This window comes from Legionella maioricensis (genome assembly GCF_023618015.1).
GTDB lineage: Bacteria > Pseudomonadota > Gammaproteobacteria > Legionellales > Legionellaceae > Legionella > Legionella maioricensis.
In genome coordinates, this window is the sequence record NZ_JAJKBJ010000012.1 from 109478 (window position 1) to 128523 (window position 19046).

Below are 19046 nucleotides of genomic sequence, written 5' to 3' on the forward strand. Positions count from 1 at the left end.
CTCCGTCAAACATAATAACTATATTTGAATTATTCATGCAAAAATACTTTTATTTTTCATTTAGTTTTATGTTTCACTAGATCTACATGACTGTTGATTTATTCCGGAGGTTGTTACTGGTTCATTTTAACGATACAGTGAAGTTTAATTAAGAAAGGGAGATCGACAGACATGTTAAGAAAAACAAAAATCGTTGGAGCTGGCGTATTTATTTTTGCCACATCAACGATTAATGCTGGTTTTTATGGAGGCGTGGGTATTGGCTCAGATACCGTTGACTTCACACAACGATCTCTTGTTTCGCCAATCAGCGACGGAGTCCATGCTGTCGATTTCGATGTAATTAATAAATCTCATTTATCAGGCACAGGAGTATTTGGCACCTTGTTTGTTGGTTTTGAGAAACTTTATAATAAGTTTTACTTAGCTGGCGAGGCGAATGCTAATATCAGCTCAGTGACGCATACTGAATATAATCATGAGTTTGTTCATCTTAATTTTGCCGACACATTCATAAAAATGCAAAATAGCGTTGGGCTTAGCGTTCTCCCAGGATTTCAATTTACTCCCAATACCTTATTTTATGGTCGCCTCGGATGGACCAATAGCAAAATCCAACAGCGGACAGGCGATCTTTCTTTAGCTAATTTCAGTGTAAGACGAGATGGCTTTCGTTACGGTGTGGGTGTGAAACAGGCCATCACTGACCGTGTGGCTTTGCGTATGGACTATAGTCGCATTGCTTATGGCAGCATTCAAACCGCTACCAATGACGGCATCGTACCTAAAACAACACAAATAACCCCCAACCAGCAATTAGTTGAATTTGGCGTGGTTATTAATTTTGATGGCAATATCTCATCCAAATGAATTTAAAGGTGCTCAAGCGCACCTTTAAAGTTACTTATATTACTTATATTCGTAATTCATAAGGGGCTTACGAAAAACACCAATCTCTTAATTTAAAAACATTTTTATCTCAACCTTGGTGTTTTTCGTAAGTCCTGTCATAATAACCTCCTCGATTTTTATTGGATAAATATGTCAGCATCATTACTGGATGGAAGATTATTAGCCTCTCTCCGTCGAGATGAATTAAAGAAGCGTCTCCAGCAACATGTCCAACAAGGTAATAGAGCCCCCGGACTGGCTGTTGTTCTTATTGGTAATGATCCCGCCTCTTCAATTTACGTCAGTAATAAACGTAAGGCTTGTGAAGAAGTGGGTATCACCTCACACTCTTATGATTTACCTGCCGAAACCAGCCAGGATGATTTGCTCCGACTGATTAGTGAGTTAAACGACTCTGATCAAATCGACGGGATCCTCATTCAATTACCCTTGCCCAAGCACATCAATGAAACACGCATTATTGAGCATATTAAACCCGAAAAAGACGTTGACGGGTTTCATCCTTATAATTTAGGCAGACTCGCCCAAAGAAATCCTCTGCTACGTCCATGTACCCCACTTGGAATAATGAATCTTTTAAATCACTATGAACTGCATGTAAAACGAAAACATGCCGTGGTCATTGGCGCATCTAATATTGTTGGTCGCCCTATGAGTCTGGAATTATTATTAGCAGGGGCAACCGTTACTGTTTGCCATAAGTTCACCCAACAATTACAAAAATATGTAGAAATTGCTGACTTTATCATTATAGCTACGGGGGTAAAGGATTTAATTAATCCAGACTGGCTCAATGAAACACAAGTGCTTGTTGATGTAGGGATGCATCGACTGGCAGATGGTAGCCTCCGCGGAGACGTGGATTTCAAAGAGGCGGTAAATAAGGTGGCATGGATAACACCTGTTCCTGGCGGTGTTGGCCCCATGACTATTGTTTCTTTGCTCGAAAATACGATGATGGCGAAATTAAAGGGATAAACTTATTTATCCAATTCATCCCAATCAAACTCGCCACTTAATTCATCAAAGTCATCTTTAAATTCATCTTTTAAACGTTTACGCTCTAATCGGTCCTCAAGCATACGTTTAATTCTCTTCTTTTTAGGCAAATCCTCAATCTCTTCATCGTAGTTATAATCAGAAAGAGAGTGATAATCATATTCTTCGTGTAAACTCATTTTATTTCCCCTTTTTGTACCACTCAAGAAAAGTATAGTTCACTTTTTAAAAATGCGAGAACTGCTCTTTTTGATGCGTTTGAAAAAATTAAACTATAAGGAACTGTTCGCTAATTCTGCTATAATCGGCAAAATTCTTTTTTATAAGTTCCCTTCCATGCTTAGTTACCAACACGGTTATCACGCCGGCAATTTTGCTGACGTAGTCAAACATATTTCTTTAACCCGTCTTTTAGGCTATCTCACCCTCAAAGATAAGCCTTTATTTTATCTTGAAACTCATTCCGGTCAGGGGCAGTACGACTTGAAAAACAAACAGGCTGAAAAAACCGGAGAATACAAACAAGGAATTAAGCTCATTTGGAATGATAGGAAAACGCTGCCCCCCGTTTTTAAAGACTACATACAAGCAATCAGTAAATTAAATGGTTCCGAGGGGCTTCGACTCTATCCAGGCTCTCCTTATTTGGCGATTAATGCGCTACGAATGCAAGACAGAGCCTATTTTTGTGAACTCCATCCTGCAGAATTTGCGGCATTGGATCAAATGCCTCATTTTAATAAAAAAGTGCATCTCAGTAATACAGACGGTATAGCGGCCCTAAACGCACTGCTGCCCCCTCCAGAAAAGCGGGGATTAATTTTTATTGATCCTTCGTTTGAAATAAAAGATGAATACAAACAAATTCCTGCCGCTATAAAACGAGTATTTAGTCGTTTCTCCACTGGAGTTTATTGTCTTTGGTACCCGGTGGTTAATAGAAAACTAACGGATCAACTGATTCGTGGCATGAAAGATATTGGTGCAAAAAATGCGCTGCGAGTTGAATTTAATTTAACTCTTGCACCTAGAGATGGAATGTCAGGCTGCGGACTGTGGATTATTAATCCACCATTTACCTTTGCTGCTGAAATTAAAACCGTTCTTGATACCTTAAGAACCTACTTTAATCCCGGCATTTCTTCCTATATAGTAGAAACACATTCTGGAGCATGAGAACGAAACAATGACTGTTTACCCTATCCCTGCTTTTTTAGATAACTACATTTGGGCAATTATTGATAAAAAAGAAGGGACATTTGACTGCGTGGACCCTGGGGAAGCGGAACCTGTATTGGCTTTTGCAAAAACTCATAATCTAAAACTGCGTACTATTTTATTAACTCATCATCATAATGATCATATTGGTGGCGTAGGTCAATTAATCAAAAAATACCCTACTTGCTTTGTTTATGGTCCTCGTGATAACCGAATTCCTTATGTAACACATCAGGTACACGCCAATCAAACCATTCAGGTCGGGAACTATTCTTTCCTTGTTTTATCTAATCCAGGACACACCTCCAGCCACATCAGCTATTATGAACCGGAGCAAGGATGGTTATTTTGTGGTGATACTCTATTTTCAGCAGGTTGTGGCAGAGTATTTGATGGAACTATGGAAGAATTACATCAATCCATGCTCTTATTTAAGAATTTACCACCGACTACCCAAATTTTTTGTGCCCATGAATACACCCAACAAAATCTAAGATTCGCCCAAACGGTCGAACCGCACAATTCAGCCATTAAAACTCATTTAAACAATCTACACCAACAATCTACATCCTGCTCACTACCGTCTACATTGGATCTGGAACTGTCCATAAACCCATTTTTACGAACTGGGAATAAGGATGTAATAAACTATGCGCTACAGCATGGTGCCTTATCTTCTGAATCGCTGGAAGTATTTAGGACATTGAGAAATCAAAAGAATGCATTTAACTAGGGCTGTTGGCAATTGGTCTTGCCACGTCTGTTCTTTGCACTAAACTCTCGATGTCGCGGACAAGCCGATAGAGGAGAGGATACAAAGCCTCATAAACAACATGTAGAGACAGACCTAATCGCTCAAAAAGTATTAATTTAATTCTGTCTGAATGGTTCGAAATCAAAAAGAGTTTATTAGTTTATTAAACTTTAGTAAACTGACCAACCAATTATCTTCAAAGGTAATACCATTGAAAATTAAGTTATTCATAATAAAAAGTTTTTTATTCTGCATCTTCATTTTTCTTGGCATTTCTAATGTTGCAATGGCACGTAATGTACCCGATGTATGGGATGTATTACGTGATGAGTTTACCCTGAGTCATGAAGTAACACGACCAGAAGTTCAAGAACAAATCAGATGGTTGGTAGCCCATCCAAGTTATCTGCATAAAGTAAGTCGTCAATCAGAACCCTATATTTATCATATCCTTGCTGAAATAAAAAAACGTAAATTACCTGGTGAATTAGCTCTTCTGCCAATGATAGAAAGCGCCTATGATCCTTTTGCATATTCAGGAGCAGGTGCTGCGGGTTTATGGCAACTCATGCCACGCACAGGCAGCGACTTAGGGTTAAAGCAAGATTGGTGGTTTGATGGAAGGCGCAGTATAGGCCCTTCAACTGATGCGGCCTTAAATTATTTACTCTATCTTAGTAAGTTTTTTGGCGGAAATTGGATACTGGCAATAGCGGCCTATGACTCCGGTGAAGGTACGATTGCCCGTGCCATTAAGTCAGTTAACCGCCCGGGTCAAGCTGTCTATTTCTGGAATCTCCCTATTCCCAGAGAAACTAAAATCTATGTGCCACGTTTATTAGCTTTGGCGGAAATCATAAAAAATCCAGGTCGTTATCGGGTTTCTCTTCCAAGCATTCCCTTTCTTCCCTATTTTGAAGAAGTTAATGTTGGCAGTCAAATCGACCTGAATCATGCAGCGAAACTGGCTGGGATAAGTTATAAAGAATTAATTAAACTCAATCCCGGCTATAATCGTTGGACTACAGCGCCCTACAAGCCGTTTAGACTGCTTATTCCTGCGGAAAAAGTTGAGCGATTTAACCTGAACCTTGCCAATTTCCCTGAAGAAAAACGGGTGAGCTGGACTAAACACCAAGTGAAGCAAGGCGACAGTTTGAATAACATTGCTACCAGATATCACACCACTGTTAATTTAATCAAGCAATTAAATCAATTAACCACCAATAGAATTCAACCCAATCAATCCATATTAATACCAAGCAGTAAAAATACGGCCGTGATAGCGAAAAAAGAAGTCGCCACTCCATCATCTGCAACCCACCAATTAGCCACACCGAGCAATCGCCGCATTATTCATATTGTCCAAAATAATGATACCTTTGAAAAAATCCAGAAAACTTATGGAGTTTCAGCCAGAGCCATCCAAAGTTGGAATAAATTACCTAATACCAAGTCACTAAGAAAAGGACAACAACTGGTTATATGGCGGAAAGTAAAACAGCCGGTGCAATATATAGTTAAACGAGGGGATAGTCTCAGCCTCATTGCTAAAATGCACCAAACTAAAGTGAATTCAATTCTTGACCTGAATCCTGACCTTAGTAAAAATAAGCCTCTTCGCTTGGGACAAAAAATTCTAGTTGGATAAACTGACTACTTAATGTTCAGAATTTTTATTGGGATTATTTATTTTCTCATTAAGGCATGAAGCGTGCAGGAGTGTGCTAAAAATTGTGTTATACTCTATATAACTTATTAATAAATTAAATAATATGAAATTACTGTTTGATTTTTTCCCCATCCTTTTATTTTTTATAATATTTAAAATCTATGGCATTTATACTGCGACAGCAATTGCTATGATCGCGTCTTTAAGCCAAGTAGTATTCTATCGATTAAAATTTCAACGTTATGAGAAAATGCATGTAATCAGTTTGGCTATAATTATGGTCCTGGGTGGTGCGACGCTTTTCTTTCATAACCCCTGGTTTATTAAATGGAAACCCACAGGTATCTATTGGTTGTCTGCTTTAGTATTTTTAAGTTCCAGTTTTATAGGTAGTAAGCCGTTAATTCAAAAAATGATGGAAGCAAATGTTAATTTGACCTCAAAAATATGGCACAGGCTTAATACAGCCTGGTCTGTATTTTTTATATTAATGGGTGCTTTAAATCTTTATGTAGCCTATCATTATGATACGGATGCATGGGTCAATTTTAAGTTATTTGGTGGTGTTGGTTTTACTTTACTTTTTGTTTTGATACAGGCTTTTTATCTGACGAAACACATGGATGAAAAAGGGTTAGAAAAACAACCGTAAATATCATCTGTAATGATGATAATAAGTAGGAGCAACGATGAGATTATTACTTGTTGAAGATGATGAACTACTTGGTGATGCTGTAAAAACGGGGTTAACTCAATTTGGCTATATTGTAGATTGGCTCAAAGATGGGGATGCGGCCCGTGCTGCTTTAAAATCAGAGTCTTTCGAGTTAATTATTCTGGATTTAGGATTACCTAAATTATCTGGCATGGTTCTGCTTCAACACATTAGACAAGAGGGTAATGCAACTCCTGTTATTATTCTCACTGCCCGTGAATCTGTAGAAGATCGCGTTAAAGGTCTGGACAGCGGTGCTGATGATTATCTTGTTAAACCTTTTGATTTAAATGAGCTAAGTGCGCGAATCAGAGCCCTGGTAAGACGTTCTCAAGGCCGTGCTGACTCTGTACTGCAATATCGAAATATTACCCTGGATCCCGCAGCTCATTCGGTGTTGGTTGATGATGTCCTGGTCAATGTCCCACGCAGAGAGTTCGCTCTGTTGCAAAAACTACTGGAAAATAGTGGGCAAGTTTTATCGAGAGAGCAATTAATGCAAAGCATTTATGGCTGGGAAGAGGACGTCGATAGTAATGCCTTAGAAGTGCATATTCATAATTTACGTAAAAAACTTAATGCTAATTTTATCCGCACTATAAGAGGGGTTGGATATATGGCAGAGAAAAATGATGGTGTAACAGTATCGTGAAGTCTTCTATAAGAAAATTTCTATTAATAAATCTGTTACTAGCCATTACCATCACCACCACGCTGACTGCCATTGGTAACTATTACTTGGATCAAAAAGACATTCAAGATCATTTAGATACCTTAATGGCGATTTCCGCCTTATCTTATCAAGCCTTATTGGGCGATGATCTGCATCAACGCCCTCTTACAAAAATTCAGGATGCACTGGAAACAATTCCCCAAAAGATTGATGCCTACTACCAAAAGAAGTTTCTGAACGATGAGCCTCCGGAAAATTATTTGGATAAATTTAATTTTCAAGTATGGACGAACGGAGGGAAATTATTATTACATTCTTCAACTGCCCCGAAAATACCATTAACGGCTGAAGTAGATGGTTTTAGCGATAAAAAAATATCCGACCAAAACTGGCGTGTCTTTACTACCTATAATGATAAAGCAGGCATTCGTACCGTCCTGGCAGAGAGATATGATACTCGCAACGAACTGGGCCACCGAATTGCTCAGGATGATCTTTATATTATGCTGCTTACTTTCCCCTTGTCTGGATTATTAATCTGGATCATTATTGGCCGCGGTTTAGATAGTTTGGATAAGGTAGCCCAAGAAGTAGCAAACAGGGCTCCCAGCCATTTGGAGCCTGTAGACTTACAAGAGGTGCCGGAAGAGATTAAACCGGTTATCGATGAATTAAATAAATTATTTTTCAGACTTAAAGAGGGTTTTGAGCGTGAAAAAAGATTTGCTGCCGATGCAGCACATGAGCTGCGCACTCCGCTGGCCGCCCTAAAAACTCAAGCTCAAGTAGCCCTTTACTCAAATGACATAGAAGAAAAAAATCAAGCCCTGCAAAAATTAATTGCCAGTGTGAACCGAAGCACCCATATAGTGCAACAACTACTGACCATGAGCCGCCTCGTTCCAGAAGCTACCAGTTTAAATGAAGAAGATGAAGTAAATTTAAGCAAATTAACGCGGGAAATACTCGCCATGCTGGCCCCATCAGCTGTTGAAAAGCAAATTGAACTTGAATTTGAAAACGATGAAAATACCCCAAAAATCAAAGGTAATCCAACTGCTTTAGGAATATTAATTCGTAATCTGGTTGATAATGCTATTCGTTATTGTACGGAAAATGGACGAGTTATCGTACGTCTTACCAGACAGAATCAAGAAGTCATGCTTGAAGTAAGTGACAATGGCCCAGGAATTCCTCCTGAATTGCAAGCTAGAGTGTTCGAGCGATTTTTTAGAGTATTAGGAAATAAAAGTCCTGGAAGTGGACTCGGTCTTGCTATAGTACAACAAATCTGTGAATTACATGGTGGCAGGGTAGTTCTGGATTCACCTAAAATCGGAACAGGACTTATCGTCAGAGTTTTTTTCCCCGTGAAAAAGAAATTAAAATAAGACGCGAACGAAACTCAAGGAATGAAACTGCTTTAATTCCTAGGGACACTAAGGGATTTAGGGTAATATAACGAGTCAAATGTAGCCATGATTCATCAGCGCTGCGCTAATCCAGGCTACAAAGGTTTAATTTATATTGTAGGTTGGGCCCATCAACCTACGGGTAATTGCAAAACTCTTTAATTGAATACATATTATCCTTTCAAAGGGCTTTATGGATTCGAACTTTTAGGAATTAATGGGTCATTCTCTCCCATGCCCAACTCACTTTCTTCGTCTGCCATTTCCGAAACTGGTTCAGGTCCAGAAGGCTCAAACCCCTTCCTAATCTGATTAACTGCACCAATTTTCTGGGTTGAGAAAAATGACTGTTGAGCACTTGAAACTAACTTGGCAGGTAATATACTTTGAAATGCTTCGATAATACATTCCATAATCCGCTCAAAAAAACCAGTCTGTTTAAAATAAGTATCAGCGAGACCTTCAAGAGCTTTCTGCTTTTCTTTTGGTGGTTTAGTAGATAACAATTCAGTGATGGCATCATTACGAAAAGCTTTAAGCGAATCAAGCGTAGCCTTATCCATTGGTTTTTTTTGTTCCTTCACAATAAACTCATTAATTTGTTTCATTACAATACCCATTTTTTTAAGATCAAAAACAGGTCCGAGCTCATTCTTATTGGCTTTCTTTAACTGCTCTAATATTAATTTCTCCGGCTTTGATTTGATGATAAAAGGGGTTTGAGAGGAGAGTCGTTTTTGTGGATCTTCTGATGTATAATCATCCAGAAAGCCGTTGCACGCATCGCTTTGATCAAATACAGAGCCTAAAAACTGTATATTTGCATCAAGATGTTCATCATTAATAAGAATGCCCCGTAATGTAGCATCTTCTTTTATCGAAGCTATTAACCAATGAGGCAACTCTCTCGCTGTCCTCTGATCCATATTATTTGCTTTCTTGCCCTCAATAACCGCATAAGCTGCTTTTGCCACATCAGGCCCAGCCTTTAAAAAATCTAAAAGGAAGGCTTTAAATACTGCTTCGTCGAGAGGTCTCGCGCTCACAGGAATATTAATACTGTGTCCATCCCCATACTCTTGAGCAAATTCTTCGTTATGTTGTTGGTATTGTTCTATCTGCTGTTGAATAACAGCACATTTATTAGGATCACCTGCTAATGCCGATAAAGTCTCTTCGTTTAATCCAATTTTCTGATTTTTTAACAAAACTACAGCATCGCAAAATGCTTTATTTCGCAGATTATCCTCAGAAATAAAATCAGTTTGATTCTGAGCTTTTAAATGCAATACCGCTGAAATAACATTCCTTACAGTGTCATCATCTTCTAAAAGAAAATCATTATAATCAATAGCCTTGGCTTCGAGTGCCTCTATAAACGCCAATTTTTTTATTATGGCTCTTTTTTCGTTTGAGTATACAGAACTGTGAGTAATAAAGTCTTTAACAGCAGCTACACCTCTTTTATCAAACGCGGTTAAGTGATTATTCAGAATTTCTATTAAAGCCTCCTCATTAACACCCTTGACCGGATATTTACTCATAGCGACTAGTAACTCTTTGCCTTGAGGGGATTCATTGATTTTTTTTACAAGTTCACGGTCTGTAATCTTATTTTCTGCCCGGCTGGCTACAAGATTTTTTGCTGTTTCATGGGTTTCAACTACTACCCCAAGAACACTCAAAGCGTTATCAAACTCAACTTTACGTGCAGTGGCCGTCTGAAGTACACTTTTCAACCCCTCTATTGTGCCGTCAACACTTCCACCTGAAGAACCAACATATTCTTTAACTTTGTTTAGAGCGTTTTGTTCACCAACGCTAAAGCGAAATGTACCCTTTTGAATGTTCTCTAATAGAGAGGCACTTCTTGTTTGAATATCATCATCTATAATTCCTATCCTTTCTTCATACACTTTTTTGATTTTTGCTTTCTCTATCTTGATCTGAGCGATTAATTCCTTTGATATTTTTTGTAAGGCTAATAATCTATCTTGAACAAAAGCAAGAGGTTCCAAATCCTTGACATTCGATTGTTGAATTGCTTCCTGGAATTTCTTTTCTATTAAGGTAATTTCTGTTGAGTCAGGTAGTAATGCCTCCATCAAATGGCTATGAATTTCTGCGGCAAGACGCTGAAATGCCGCATTTTGCTTTTCTATTTCCAAGTCAGTTTCTTTGATCAATTCACTAATTTTAGTTTCTATGGCCTCTATTTTGTCATGAAGAGATACTTGACTAAATGTTACTTTATCCGCTTGTTGATTATACTTTTCCGTTGCTTTTTCCATCGCTTCAACACTGGTTGGTCTTTTTGAACCCACTAAAGGCAAATTTGCTAATTCTTTAAGGTCTTTAAGAACTGCATCGAAGGAGCTATCTTTTAATTCGGAGTATTTTTGTAATACCCGCTCTAATAGGGGCCCTTCAACTAGTTCCTTCGCTGTTGAAACCAGGGCGTTATATCGAGCCACTGCTTTTTCATAATTTGACTCAACAGAATTTAGTGCATCAACGCGAGTATCAATTTCCTTACGAATTTCCTTAAAGGATTTTTTATAAAACGCTAATGTTTCTATTGCACCCCGATAAATTTTTACTTGTTCTAATGGACTGGTTTTGGCAGAAATTCTTCCCACTACTTCAGTTATTTGACGATTTTTATCAATAAATTTTGTTTGCATTGCCTCTAATTTTTCCATACCGCGTCGCAAAGCAGCATCTTCTTTATAATTTTCGGGGGGGGTGTATTTTTGAACATCAGGACCAAAAGAGATTTTCAGATGTTCATATTGGCTCTTGGCTATGCCCTCAGGGGAAGGGGTTTCAGCAAACTGACTTTTTATTTTGGTTAATTTCTCAGTATTTTGATTATAAGCACCTTGAGCCTCTCTTAAACGATCATTCGCCATCTTGTATTCTATCCTTTGAAGAATTATTGCATCTCTTTCAGGATCTTCTGGGGATGGCTCTACAGGACATGTATCTTCAGTTACATTGTTAATCAGAGCTTTCATCCCGCCACTCTCAAGGCTTGCCTTATAGAGGGCTAACTGCTCCACGTTTTTTTCCACTGCTGATTTATCCAGTAATCCCAAACTGGTGTATTTCTCATATTCACTCAAACTGGCATCTATTTTTTCTAACAACTCTCTAGCCGCTTGATTGAGTCCTGCTTTAGTATTAATTGACGTTACAACTCTCTTTGTAAATTTTATTGTTTGATCTCTTCGTTCATTACTCATATCAGCTCCCCCATTTATTGAGGCACAATTCGTAAGTTGCCTTCTAATCTAAATGCCATTATGGACAATAATAAATCAGATGGTTTAATTTCATTATAGAGAAGTTTTATTAAGAAAAAATGACGTAAATAAAATGAGAGTCCTTTTCAGATGGGATATCTTGAATTAATCAGTGAGTCTTGCTGAAAAAAGAGAGAAAAAATAAATAGTTACCGCTTAGCCAGAGTTGTAAGGCTTCATGAATTAATTATGCACGGATTGTAGCTTGGATCGAGCAAAGCGATCCGTAATCAAAGCTCAAATCAGGTTTTCATCCCGGGTTACGTCTGCGCCTTCACCCAGGCTACCTCCTATGGCGTCATTAGGTGTTCACTGAGCGTATATTTCGTCATAGCAAGCCTTGGCGAAATAACCAGGATAAAATCTGGGCTGGGCTTCACTTCATACGCAATGTCGACCTTTTTTATCTGGCTCTCAAAAATAACCTATACCGTGAGCAATCAGAGGTGCCAGACTTGGTCGCCCGCGTATGAAACTCAGGGAATAAACTGATTTAATTTCCGGGAAGGTGTTGCAGACACTGCCATAATTTTATGCAAATTGAAGGTTGGGCCCATGGCTCAACCTGCGAGCAATTGCAAAACCACCTTAACTTACCTTATCAAGATAATATGCATTCAATTATAAAATACATACTCTCCTCGTAAAGAAATTTATTGATTCATACCCTTATGAATTAATAGGTCACTCTCCAGACTCTCACTTTCTTCATCTGTCACTTCCACTTCAGCTGCAGAATGTTCGAATCCCTTTCGAAGATGGTCAAGTGCAGCAACTTTCTGAGTTGAGAAAAAAGTACTCCTATGCTCAGAGAGTTTTGTCGAATTAAAGACATTTACCGCAATCTTTTCAAAAACCTCAAAAAGAAATTCAAGGGCGAGATCAAGCAGACTCGTATTTTTAAAGTGTTTGTCAGCAAGCTCTTCTAATGCCTCTTTTTTCTTCTCCGACGTAGAGTTCGTAGCTAGTAATATTGGCGCTGCTTCACGACGAAAACGAGAAAGTGAATCATTTATTGCTTGATTTTCTTGAGTATTGGGCTTGCGGTTATTTAAAATAAATTGATTAATTTCCTCCATAACCACACCCATTTTTCCCACACTTGCAGCCTCTAGTTGAGTTAATAGATCATTTCTCTCTAATGTTCGCTTCATTACTACTGCAGCCCACTTATGCGGATCAAACCCCTCATCAGGAGCTTTCTTAGTGAAATATTTTTTTAGATATGAATTATGCTTCAGCGCATCATCAAACATAATTTTAATAAAAGGTAAATTACTTTTTAGGTCATTATTAAGCAGGTTTTGTAAAGGCTTACTTTCTTTAACCATAGCTAATAGCCAATGTTGACAGTATTCAGGCGCATGTTTGCTCACCATATTAACTGCTGCAGTGACTTCTTTATCATTTTGCAAAAAGTCCTCTATTAAAGCTTTAAATGTTGCCTCTTCTATCTTATCTGTTCTTATTCTCTTATCTATTTCAGATGTATCGTTTGTAATTAGCTTCTGTGAGTTTTTATAGAGTTCGTTTTGCTGACAAATAACTTCGCATTTATTGAGATCGCTGGCTAAAGATAATGCATACTCTTCAGACAGATTTATTTTATGTTTTTTTAATACCAATAATGCATCAAGAAATGGTTTATTCCCAAGATTTTTTGCCGTTATTAACCCGGGAAGCTTCTGTTCTTTTAAATAAAATACCGCAGCTGTAATCTCTTTATTCTTCTCGTTCTGAGCTAAAAATGGTTTATAATCAACTTTTGCTTCTGAAAGGAAGGTAATCAGTGCCAGTCGCTGTTGAAAGGACAGTGGCTCATCTCCTGAAATTGATGTGTCTAAAGGCTCCTCGCCATATTTAACAAATGCTTTAACAGCTGATATTCCTTTGGCATCAAAAAGAGCTAAATGCTTATTAAGAGCCCCTGTTAATCCATCATAGTATTGTCCAAGAGCAGTCAATAGTTTGCCATCCTCTGGGCACTCATTAACCATCTCCGCCAGCTCTTGCGCACTAAGAGAGTTTGCACTTATTTTATCAGCAATTGGTTTGGCAGCCTTATGGAGCGCTACGATGTCATAAAGCTCACCGTATAATTTATCAAATCTTTCTTTCTCCTTATGGGCCTGTTTTAATTTATCGCTGAGTATCTCTCTATTTTGCTCATTACCTGCATCTAAAGTAAACTTATAATCTCTTACAGCTGAGAAAGATTCGTGTTCTGTAACATTAAAGCCACCTTTAGCTACTGTATCTAATATCCCCGCCTGTCTTACTGTAATATCTTTCGCAATAATTCCAATATTCTTGCCAATTTCATCAATAATGCGTTTTTCTTCAACAAGTACTTGTTTCTCTAATGTCTGAGTAATCTCTTTAAGTCTTGTTAGTTTTGCTTGATCAAAAGCGATTGAATTTTGGTTGGCACTATTAGTGAGTGCCCCTTCTATTTCAAATTGAGCTTCTAGTTTTCTAATGGCAAATGAACCAACCTTCTCGGTAGTTAATTTAATTTTAATAGCACTAGCAATTTTGGAAAATTCCTTCTTTTGCTCCTCAATATCTCTTTTAACTTGTTTTGCTGTTTCATTGATTTGTTGGTCAACCTCAGCAGCTTTTTTATTTAGTGTGTCAACCAGCTGCGTCAATTCGTTCTTATCATCCAGACATAGTGTAGTTGCTTTATTTATTTTCTTAAAGGGAGTAAGAGGTGGTTTTACCAAACCTGCTTGAGCCATATAGTTTTTATTTTCTATCTCTTGAGTTTTAGCAGCAACTTTCTTAACAAGATCGCTAAGTTCTGAGGCAGAAACAGAAAAGCCTGTTATTTTCTTTGTTTGAGTCAAATCTTCGTGTCCTAACAGAAAATTGACACTTCCAATTGACCTTTTTGCCGACTTCACCATTGCATCTTTAGAGACAACTACTTCCTTATAAACGCTTTCAGCAGATGTTAAGACGCTTATTTTTTTTCTTAATTTCTCAGTACTCTTCTTATAAGTCTGCTGATATTCTTGTAACAGCTGCAATCCATTATCATAGGCAGCTAGCTGCTTACTTGCATCAGCTCCTGCTTCAACGGTATCTTTTTTTAAAAGTTCAAGTAAATTGCTATATCCAGCTTGCTGAAGTTGAACTTTCTGTAAACTTTCCTTCAACACTGAATCCGCTAAATAAGCAGATGAAATTGAAGCAAAATCCGTAGTATCTCGATCAATGTCAGATTCTATGGACTGGCTTAGTTCTATGTATTGCCCCTTTTTTTGAACTAATTCAATTACAGTGGTGCTTAGACTGGAAACACTGGCTTTAAAGGGTTCCAAATGCTTCATTAAATCATCAGCCAAATTTTCAATCGATGCTAAATTTCTTGGTACCTGTATATATTCCCTTCTTAGGTTAAATACTCTTTGATATTCGTCAGCTCGTTGAGTAAGTACTGCCGCATTTGGATCATCATAGGTATAATGTCCGACTGATTCAGGTAGTGGAGGTGCATCTTCAGATCCGAGCTTTTCAATTCTCTTTAAATAGTTATTTACCGATTCTTTATAGGCTCTTAATCGTTGTATATCAATGCTGCGGACAGTATTGGAATCCAAAAGCTGCTCATGCTTTTTGTATTCTTCCTCAAACTTGGTGATTTTTGCCAGAATTCCTTCTGCTTTGGCTTTCATTTCACTTTTTTTCATATCAGCTCCCCCATTTATGAGGCAAATACTCGTGAGATACATCCGATCTATTTGTCATTATGGACAATATTAATCCATATGGTTTAATTTCATTATAGAGAAGTTTTATTAAGAAAAAATGACGTAAATAAAATGAGAATCCATTTCCGGCGGGATATATTGATTTAATCGATGCGTTTTTCTTAAGAAAAAGAAAAATGAGTTATCGTTTAGCCAGTATTTGTAATGCTTCACGAATTAATTGCTCACAGTTTTTAATTCCATCATCAATTTTACTGACAACTTTTAATGCTTCCTGGGGTTTGTAGCCTAAAGCTTCCAAGGCACTAATCGCTTCATCTTGACTGCGCATCGTATTGAGCGGTTTGTCCAAAGCCCCTGAAACAGGTGTCCCAAACTGTTTGATGCTGTCTCGCATTTCCACAACCAGGCGCTCCGCTGTTTTCTTACCTATACCAGGTAACTTGGTTAATAAAGCTGAATTTTCCTGAACAATGCACTGAATAAATTCGCCAGGAGAAATACTGGACAGGATGGCCATGGCAAGTTTGGGGCCAACACCATTCACTTTAATTAAAGCTCTGAATAATGCTCTTTCTTCTTTCTCCAGGAAGCCATACAACAATAAAGCATCTTCACGAACCACAGTATGAATATGCAATCCTACCGCTTTATTTTGTCCCTCTATTTGGAAAAAGGTATTAAGCGAGGTTTCAACATCATAGCCAACACCATTTACATCCAGAACTAACTTTCCCGGATGATTTTTATCAACAATTTGTCCGTTCAACCAGCCAATCATCTTGTTCTTCTCCTTCGCGTTAATCCTTGCTTGCCAAGCGCTACGGCTAAGCCATTACGCATGTGGCTATGACAAATTGCAATAGCTAATGCATCTGCAGCATCTTTTTGTGGTGAACTGTTTAACCTGAGCAAATGAACCACCATATGGCTTACCTGATCTTTGTCAGCAGCACCATAACCGACTACGGTTTGCTTAATTGCCCGGGCTGAATACTCATTAACCCTGACGCGATGGGAAGCGGCAGCCACCATAGCTACCCCACGCGCATGACCTAATTTCAGAGCAGAGCTGGGGTTTTGATGCATAAAAACCTGCTCAATGGCTACTTCCGTAGGAGAATAATGATCCATCAACTGGCAGATACCGTCATAAATTTGTAATAACTTTTGACTTAATTCACCCTCTATTGACGTGCGAATACACCCACTATCAATATACTCAATTTTTCGGTTTGCTTCTTTAATCAAACCGTAGCCTGTAATCCTTGAGCCCGGGTCTATCCCTAAAATAATAGTCATTAATTCATTGATTCTAATAGATGATCGGAAAACTGAGCATTGCTATAGACTTCCTGAACATCGTCCAGATCTTCCAGCATATCGATTAGCTTAATTAATGACTCTGCAGATTCATCATCAATAGGCACCATCGTTTGGGCGCGCATGGTTAAATGAGATTGCTCAATCTCTAAGCCGGCATCACCCAAGGCATTGAGAACACTATGATAAGCTTCAACAGGAGTAATGATCTCTATCTGTCCTTCATCAACAGCAACATCAGACGCTCCTGCATCAATGGCTATCTCCATTACCTGATCTTCAGACTGGCCTGCGACCATTAAGATTTCTCCTTGATTAGCAAAGAGATAGGATACAGAACCGTCTGTTCCCAAATTACCACCATGCTTGGTAAAGGCATGACGGACTTCTGAAACAGTTCGATTTTTGTTATCAGACAGGCAATCTACCAGTACTGCTATCCCACCGGGACCATATCCTTCATAGCGCATTGCCACCATTGCTTCACCATCTAACCCGCCTACACCACGCTTGACAGCGTTATCAATGGTATCTCGTTTCATATTCGCATTAAGAGCTTTTTTAACCGCATCTCTCAACCGGGGATTAGTAGACTCATCTCCCCCACCCATACGTGCAGCAACAGTTATTTCACGAATTAATTTAGTAAATATCTTTCCGCGTTTGGCATCCTGAACACCTTTGCGAAATTTAATATTTGCCCATTTACTATGACCTGCCATCACTCCACCTCTAACCTGGTTTAAATTACTTGTTGGGTATCGACCCAACCTACGATTCTATCAATGATAGGTTGGGTCGAGACCCAACAAAAGACCTTACAAATAGTTACATTATATTATTCGGATTATACATTGCTCTATCGTTAAAAAGAACGGGGTAAACGATGAATCACTATCGACATGTTTAACTTTTTTAGACTATTCTAGCCAAGTCAGTGAAAAACTCTCAAGGAGCTCTCGAATGTATTTGCAAGGATTTGGTAATTATCATCACAGTGAAGCCCTTAAAGGTGCGCTACCTTCTAATCAAAACTCGCCGCAACAATGCAATTTAGGTCTTTATGCAGAACAGTTAAGCGGTACGGCATTTACTCGCCCCAGGCATAATAATCTTCGGAGCTGGTTATATAGAATCCTTCCCACGGTCGCACAAGGAACTTATTATCCCTATGAAAAAACGATGATAAAACCTTTCACTGAAAAGCAATCACCCAATCCGCTACGCTGGTCCCCTCTTTATACGAGTTCCCAAATTAACTGTGACTTTATTGATGGGCTTTTTCATCTTGCTGGCAGTCATTTGATCAATGCCTTTCTTTATTATTGCAATCAATCCATGCATGATAAATATTTTGCTAATAACGATGGCGAGATGTTGTTTGTAGCCTATGAGGGTGAAATTAATTTACATACTGAGTTTGGCTGCTTGAATCTATGCCCGGGGTTCATTGCAGTTATCCCGCGCGGAGTTAAATTTAAAGTAGAAGTACTTAGCAAGGAAGCTAAAGGATATCTTTGTGAAAATGGCGGCAGTCCCCTCACTTTACCTCAGCTGGGCCCCATTGGCGCCAATGGTTTAGCTAACCCTCGCCATTTCAACTATCCGGTAGCTGCATTTGAACAGGATAAGTCGAATACCACTCTGATTTGTAAGCATCAAAATCAATTATGGTTTGCAACATGTAATCACTCTCCCCTTAACGTAGTCGCCTGGCATGGTAATTATGCACCCTACAGTTACGATCTGGGTTTATTTAATACCATCAATACCGTAAGCTTCGACCATCCCGATCCGTCCATATTTACTGTATTAACCTCAGAAAGTGATACACCAGGAGTAGCTCACTTGGATTTTGTTATTTTCCCCCCCCGTTGGATGGTAGCGGAACATACCTTTAGACCTCCCTATTTTCATCGAAACTATATGAGTGAATTAATGGGACTAGTGCGCGGCGAATACGATGCCAAAAAAAGCGGTTTTTTAAAAGGGGGGATTAGTATTCATAATCGAATGACCCCGCATGGCCCTGACTACGCATCTTATGAAAAAGCAGCATCTGTAGAGCTCAAGCCGGAATACAATGATTCACTAGCCTTTATGTTTGAAACGAGAGAAATATGGCAAGTTACCGAGCAAGCAAAACACCATCCAAGCCTGCAGGAGGATTACATCAATTGTTGGCAAGGGTTTGAGGCACAATTTGATGGGCAGATGTAAGAATTTTATCTCGAGCTGTTCGGGCTGAGGAGCACTGCCATTGACTTAAGAAACGTCATCCAGAGCGAAGCGAAGGATCTCCCCAAATGTGGCTCATGCCTATTTCAGGAGATCCCTCCTCGCAAGC

At 38.7% G+C, this 19046-nt stretch carries 15 protein-coding genes; 9 read left to right on the top strand and 6 right to left on the bottom strand.

Features of this window, described 5'->3' with window-relative positions; all coding sequences use genetic code 11:
• Positions 1–171: 171 nt before the first annotated feature.
• Both LOX96_RS11165 and folD read left to right on the top strand, forming a co-directional pair.
• On the top strand, positions 172–870 hold the full coding sequence (locus LOX96_RS11165; RefSeq protein ID WP_250421568.1) for an outer membrane protein: 699 nt from the start codon (positions 172–174) through the stop codon (positions 868–870).
• 171 nt (positions 871–1041) lie between these two features.
• Positions 1042–1890 carry a bifunctional methylenetetrahydrofolate dehydrogenase/methenyltetrahydrofolate cyclohydrolase FolD gene (gene folD / locus LOX96_RS11170; protein ID WP_250421571.1) on the top strand — a complete coding sequence of 283 codons (849 nt, stop codon included), beginning with the start codon at positions 1042–1044 and terminating at the stop codon, positions 1888–1890.
• Between the two features lie 2 nt (positions 1891–1892).
• Here folD and LOX96_RS11175 read toward each other — a convergent pair whose 3' ends face one another.
• Complete coding sequence (locus tag LOX96_RS11175; protein WP_250421573.1) at positions 1893–2090, bottom strand: PA3496 family putative envelope integrity protein; 198 nt, start codon at positions 2088–2090, stop codon at positions 1893–1895.
• A 157-nt stretch (positions 2091–2247) separates the two neighbouring features.
• Between LOX96_RS11175 and LOX96_RS11180 the strand changes: the two genes are divergently transcribed.
• The 6 genes from LOX96_RS11180 to LOX96_RS11205 all read left to right on the top strand — a co-directional run bounded on the left by LOX96_RS11180 (position 2248) and on the right by LOX96_RS11205 (position 8334).
• Complete coding sequence (locus tag LOX96_RS11180; protein ID WP_250421574.1) at positions 2248–3087, top strand: 23S rRNA (adenine(2030)-N(6))-methyltransferase RlmJ; 840 nt, start codon at positions 2248–2250, stop codon at positions 3085–3087.
• A gap of 10 nt (positions 3088–3097) precedes the next feature.
• On the top strand, positions 3098–3862 hold the full coding sequence (gene gloB, locus LOX96_RS11185; protein ID WP_250421575.1) for a hydroxyacylglutathione hydrolase: 765 nt from the start codon (positions 3098–3100) through the stop codon (positions 3860–3862).
• Positions 3863–4169: 307 nt separating this feature from the next.
• Positions 4170–5534, top strand: a complete 1365-nt coding sequence (locus tag LOX96_RS11190; protein WP_250421576.1) for a lytic transglycosylase — start codon at positions 4170–4172, stop codon at positions 5532–5534.
• Between the two features lie 124 nt (positions 5535–5658).
• Entirely contained in the window at positions 5659–6207 is a 549-nt protein-coding gene (locus LOX96_RS11195) for a septation protein A (protein ID WP_250421577.1), read from the top strand.
• A gap of 37 nt (positions 6208–6244) precedes the next feature.
• On the top strand, positions 6245–6922 hold the full coding sequence (locus LOX96_RS11200) for a response regulator (protein ID WP_250421578.1): 678 nt from the start codon (positions 6245–6247) through the stop codon (positions 6920–6922).
• Positions 6919–8334, top strand: coding sequence for an ATP-binding protein (locus LOX96_RS11205; protein ID WP_250421579.1), 1416 nt, complete (start codon positions 6919–6921; stop codon positions 8332–8334). Before LOX96_RS11200 ends, LOX96_RS11205 begins: the two co-directional genes overlap by 4 nt.
• Positions 8335–8546: 212 nt before the next feature.
• Here LOX96_RS11205 and LOX96_RS11210 read toward each other — a convergent pair whose 3' ends face one another.
• The 5 genes from LOX96_RS11210 to LOX96_RS11230 form a co-directional block, all read right to left on the bottom strand.
• Complete coding sequence (locus LOX96_RS11210; protein ID WP_250421580.1) at positions 8547–11600, bottom strand: hypothetical protein; 3054 nt, start codon at positions 11598–11600, stop codon at positions 8547–8549.
• Between the two features lie 713 nt (positions 11601–12313).
• Complete coding sequence (locus LOX96_RS11215) at positions 12314–15355, bottom strand: hypothetical protein (protein WP_250421581.1); 3042 nt, start codon at positions 15353–15355, stop codon at positions 12314–12316.
• A gap of 202 nt (positions 15356–15557) precedes the next feature.
• Complete coding sequence (gene ruvA, locus LOX96_RS11220; RefSeq protein WP_250421582.1) at positions 15558–16157, bottom strand: Holliday junction branch migration protein RuvA; 600 nt, start codon at positions 16155–16157, stop codon at positions 15558–15560.
• Positions 16154–16678 (bottom strand): crossover junction endodeoxyribonuclease RuvC, encoded by a 525-nt coding sequence (ruvC, locus tag LOX96_RS11225; protein WP_250421583.1) that lies wholly within the window; start codon positions 16676–16678, stop codon positions 16154–16156. The genes ruvA and ruvC overlap by 4 nt, the downstream gene beginning before the upstream one ends.
• Positions 16678–17421, bottom strand: a complete 744-nt coding sequence (locus tag LOX96_RS11230) for a YebC/PmpR family DNA-binding transcriptional regulator (protein ID WP_250421584.1) — start codon at positions 17419–17421, stop codon at positions 16678–16680. The genes ruvC and LOX96_RS11230 overlap by 1 nt, the downstream gene beginning before the upstream one ends.
• A gap of 241 nt (positions 17422–17662) precedes the next feature.
• Between LOX96_RS11230 and hmgA the strand changes: the two genes are divergently transcribed.
• A complete protein-coding gene (gene hmgA, locus LOX96_RS11235) occupies positions 17663–18919 on the top strand; it encodes a homogentisate 1,2-dioxygenase (RefSeq protein ID WP_250421585.1) in 1257 nt (418 codons plus the stop codon).
• The last annotated feature ends 127 nt before the right edge of the window (positions 18920–19046 follow it).

Coding starts and splice junctions, on each gene's coding strand:
- LOX96_RS11165 (WP_250421568.1), top strand. CDS start 172: ATGTTAAGAAAAACAAAAATCGTTGGAGCTGGCGTATTTATTTTTGCC.
- folD (WP_250421571.1), top strand. CDS start 1,042: ATGTCAGCATCATTACTGGATGGAAGATTATTAGCCTCTCTCCGTCGA.
- LOX96_RS11175 (WP_250421573.1), bottom strand. CDS start 2,090: ATGAGTTTACACGAAGAATATGATTATCACTCTCTTTCTGATTATAAC.
- LOX96_RS11180 (WP_250421574.1), top strand. CDS start 2,248: ATGCTTAGTTACCAACACGGTTATCACGCCGGCAATTTTGCTGACGTA.
- gloB (WP_250421575.1), top strand. CDS start 3,098: ATGACTGTTTACCCTATCCCTGCTTTTTTAGATAACTACATTTGGGCA.
- LOX96_RS11190 (WP_250421576.1), top strand. CDS start 4,170: ATGGCACGTAATGTACCCGATGTATGGGATGTATTACGTGATGAGTTT.
- LOX96_RS11195 (WP_250421577.1), top strand. CDS start 5,659: ATGAAATTACTGTTTGATTTTTTCCCCATCCTTTTATTTTTTATAATA.
- LOX96_RS11200 (WP_250421578.1), top strand. CDS start 6,245: ATGAGATTATTACTTGTTGAAGATGATGAACTACTTGGTGATGCTGTA.
- LOX96_RS11210 (WP_250421580.1), bottom strand. CDS start 11,600: ATGAGTAATGAACGAAGAGATCAAACAATAAAATTTACAAAGAGAGTT.
- LOX96_RS11215 (WP_250421581.1), bottom strand. CDS start 15,355: ATGAAAAAAAGTGAAATGAAAGCCAAAGCAGAAGGAATTCTGGCAAAA.
- ruvA (WP_250421582.1), bottom strand. CDS start 16,157: ATGATTGGCTGGTTGAACGGACAAATTGTTGATAAAAATCATCCGGGA.
- ruvC (WP_250421583.1), bottom strand. CDS start 16,678: ATGACTATTATTTTAGGGATAGACCCGGGCTCAAGGATTACAGGCTAC.
- LOX96_RS11230 (WP_250421584.1), bottom strand. CDS start 17,421: ATGGCAGGTCATAGTAAATGGGCAAATATTAAATTTCGCAAAGGTGTT.
- hmgA (WP_250421585.1), top strand. CDS start 17,663: ATGTATTTGCAAGGATTTGGTAATTATCATCACAGTGAAGCCCTTAAA.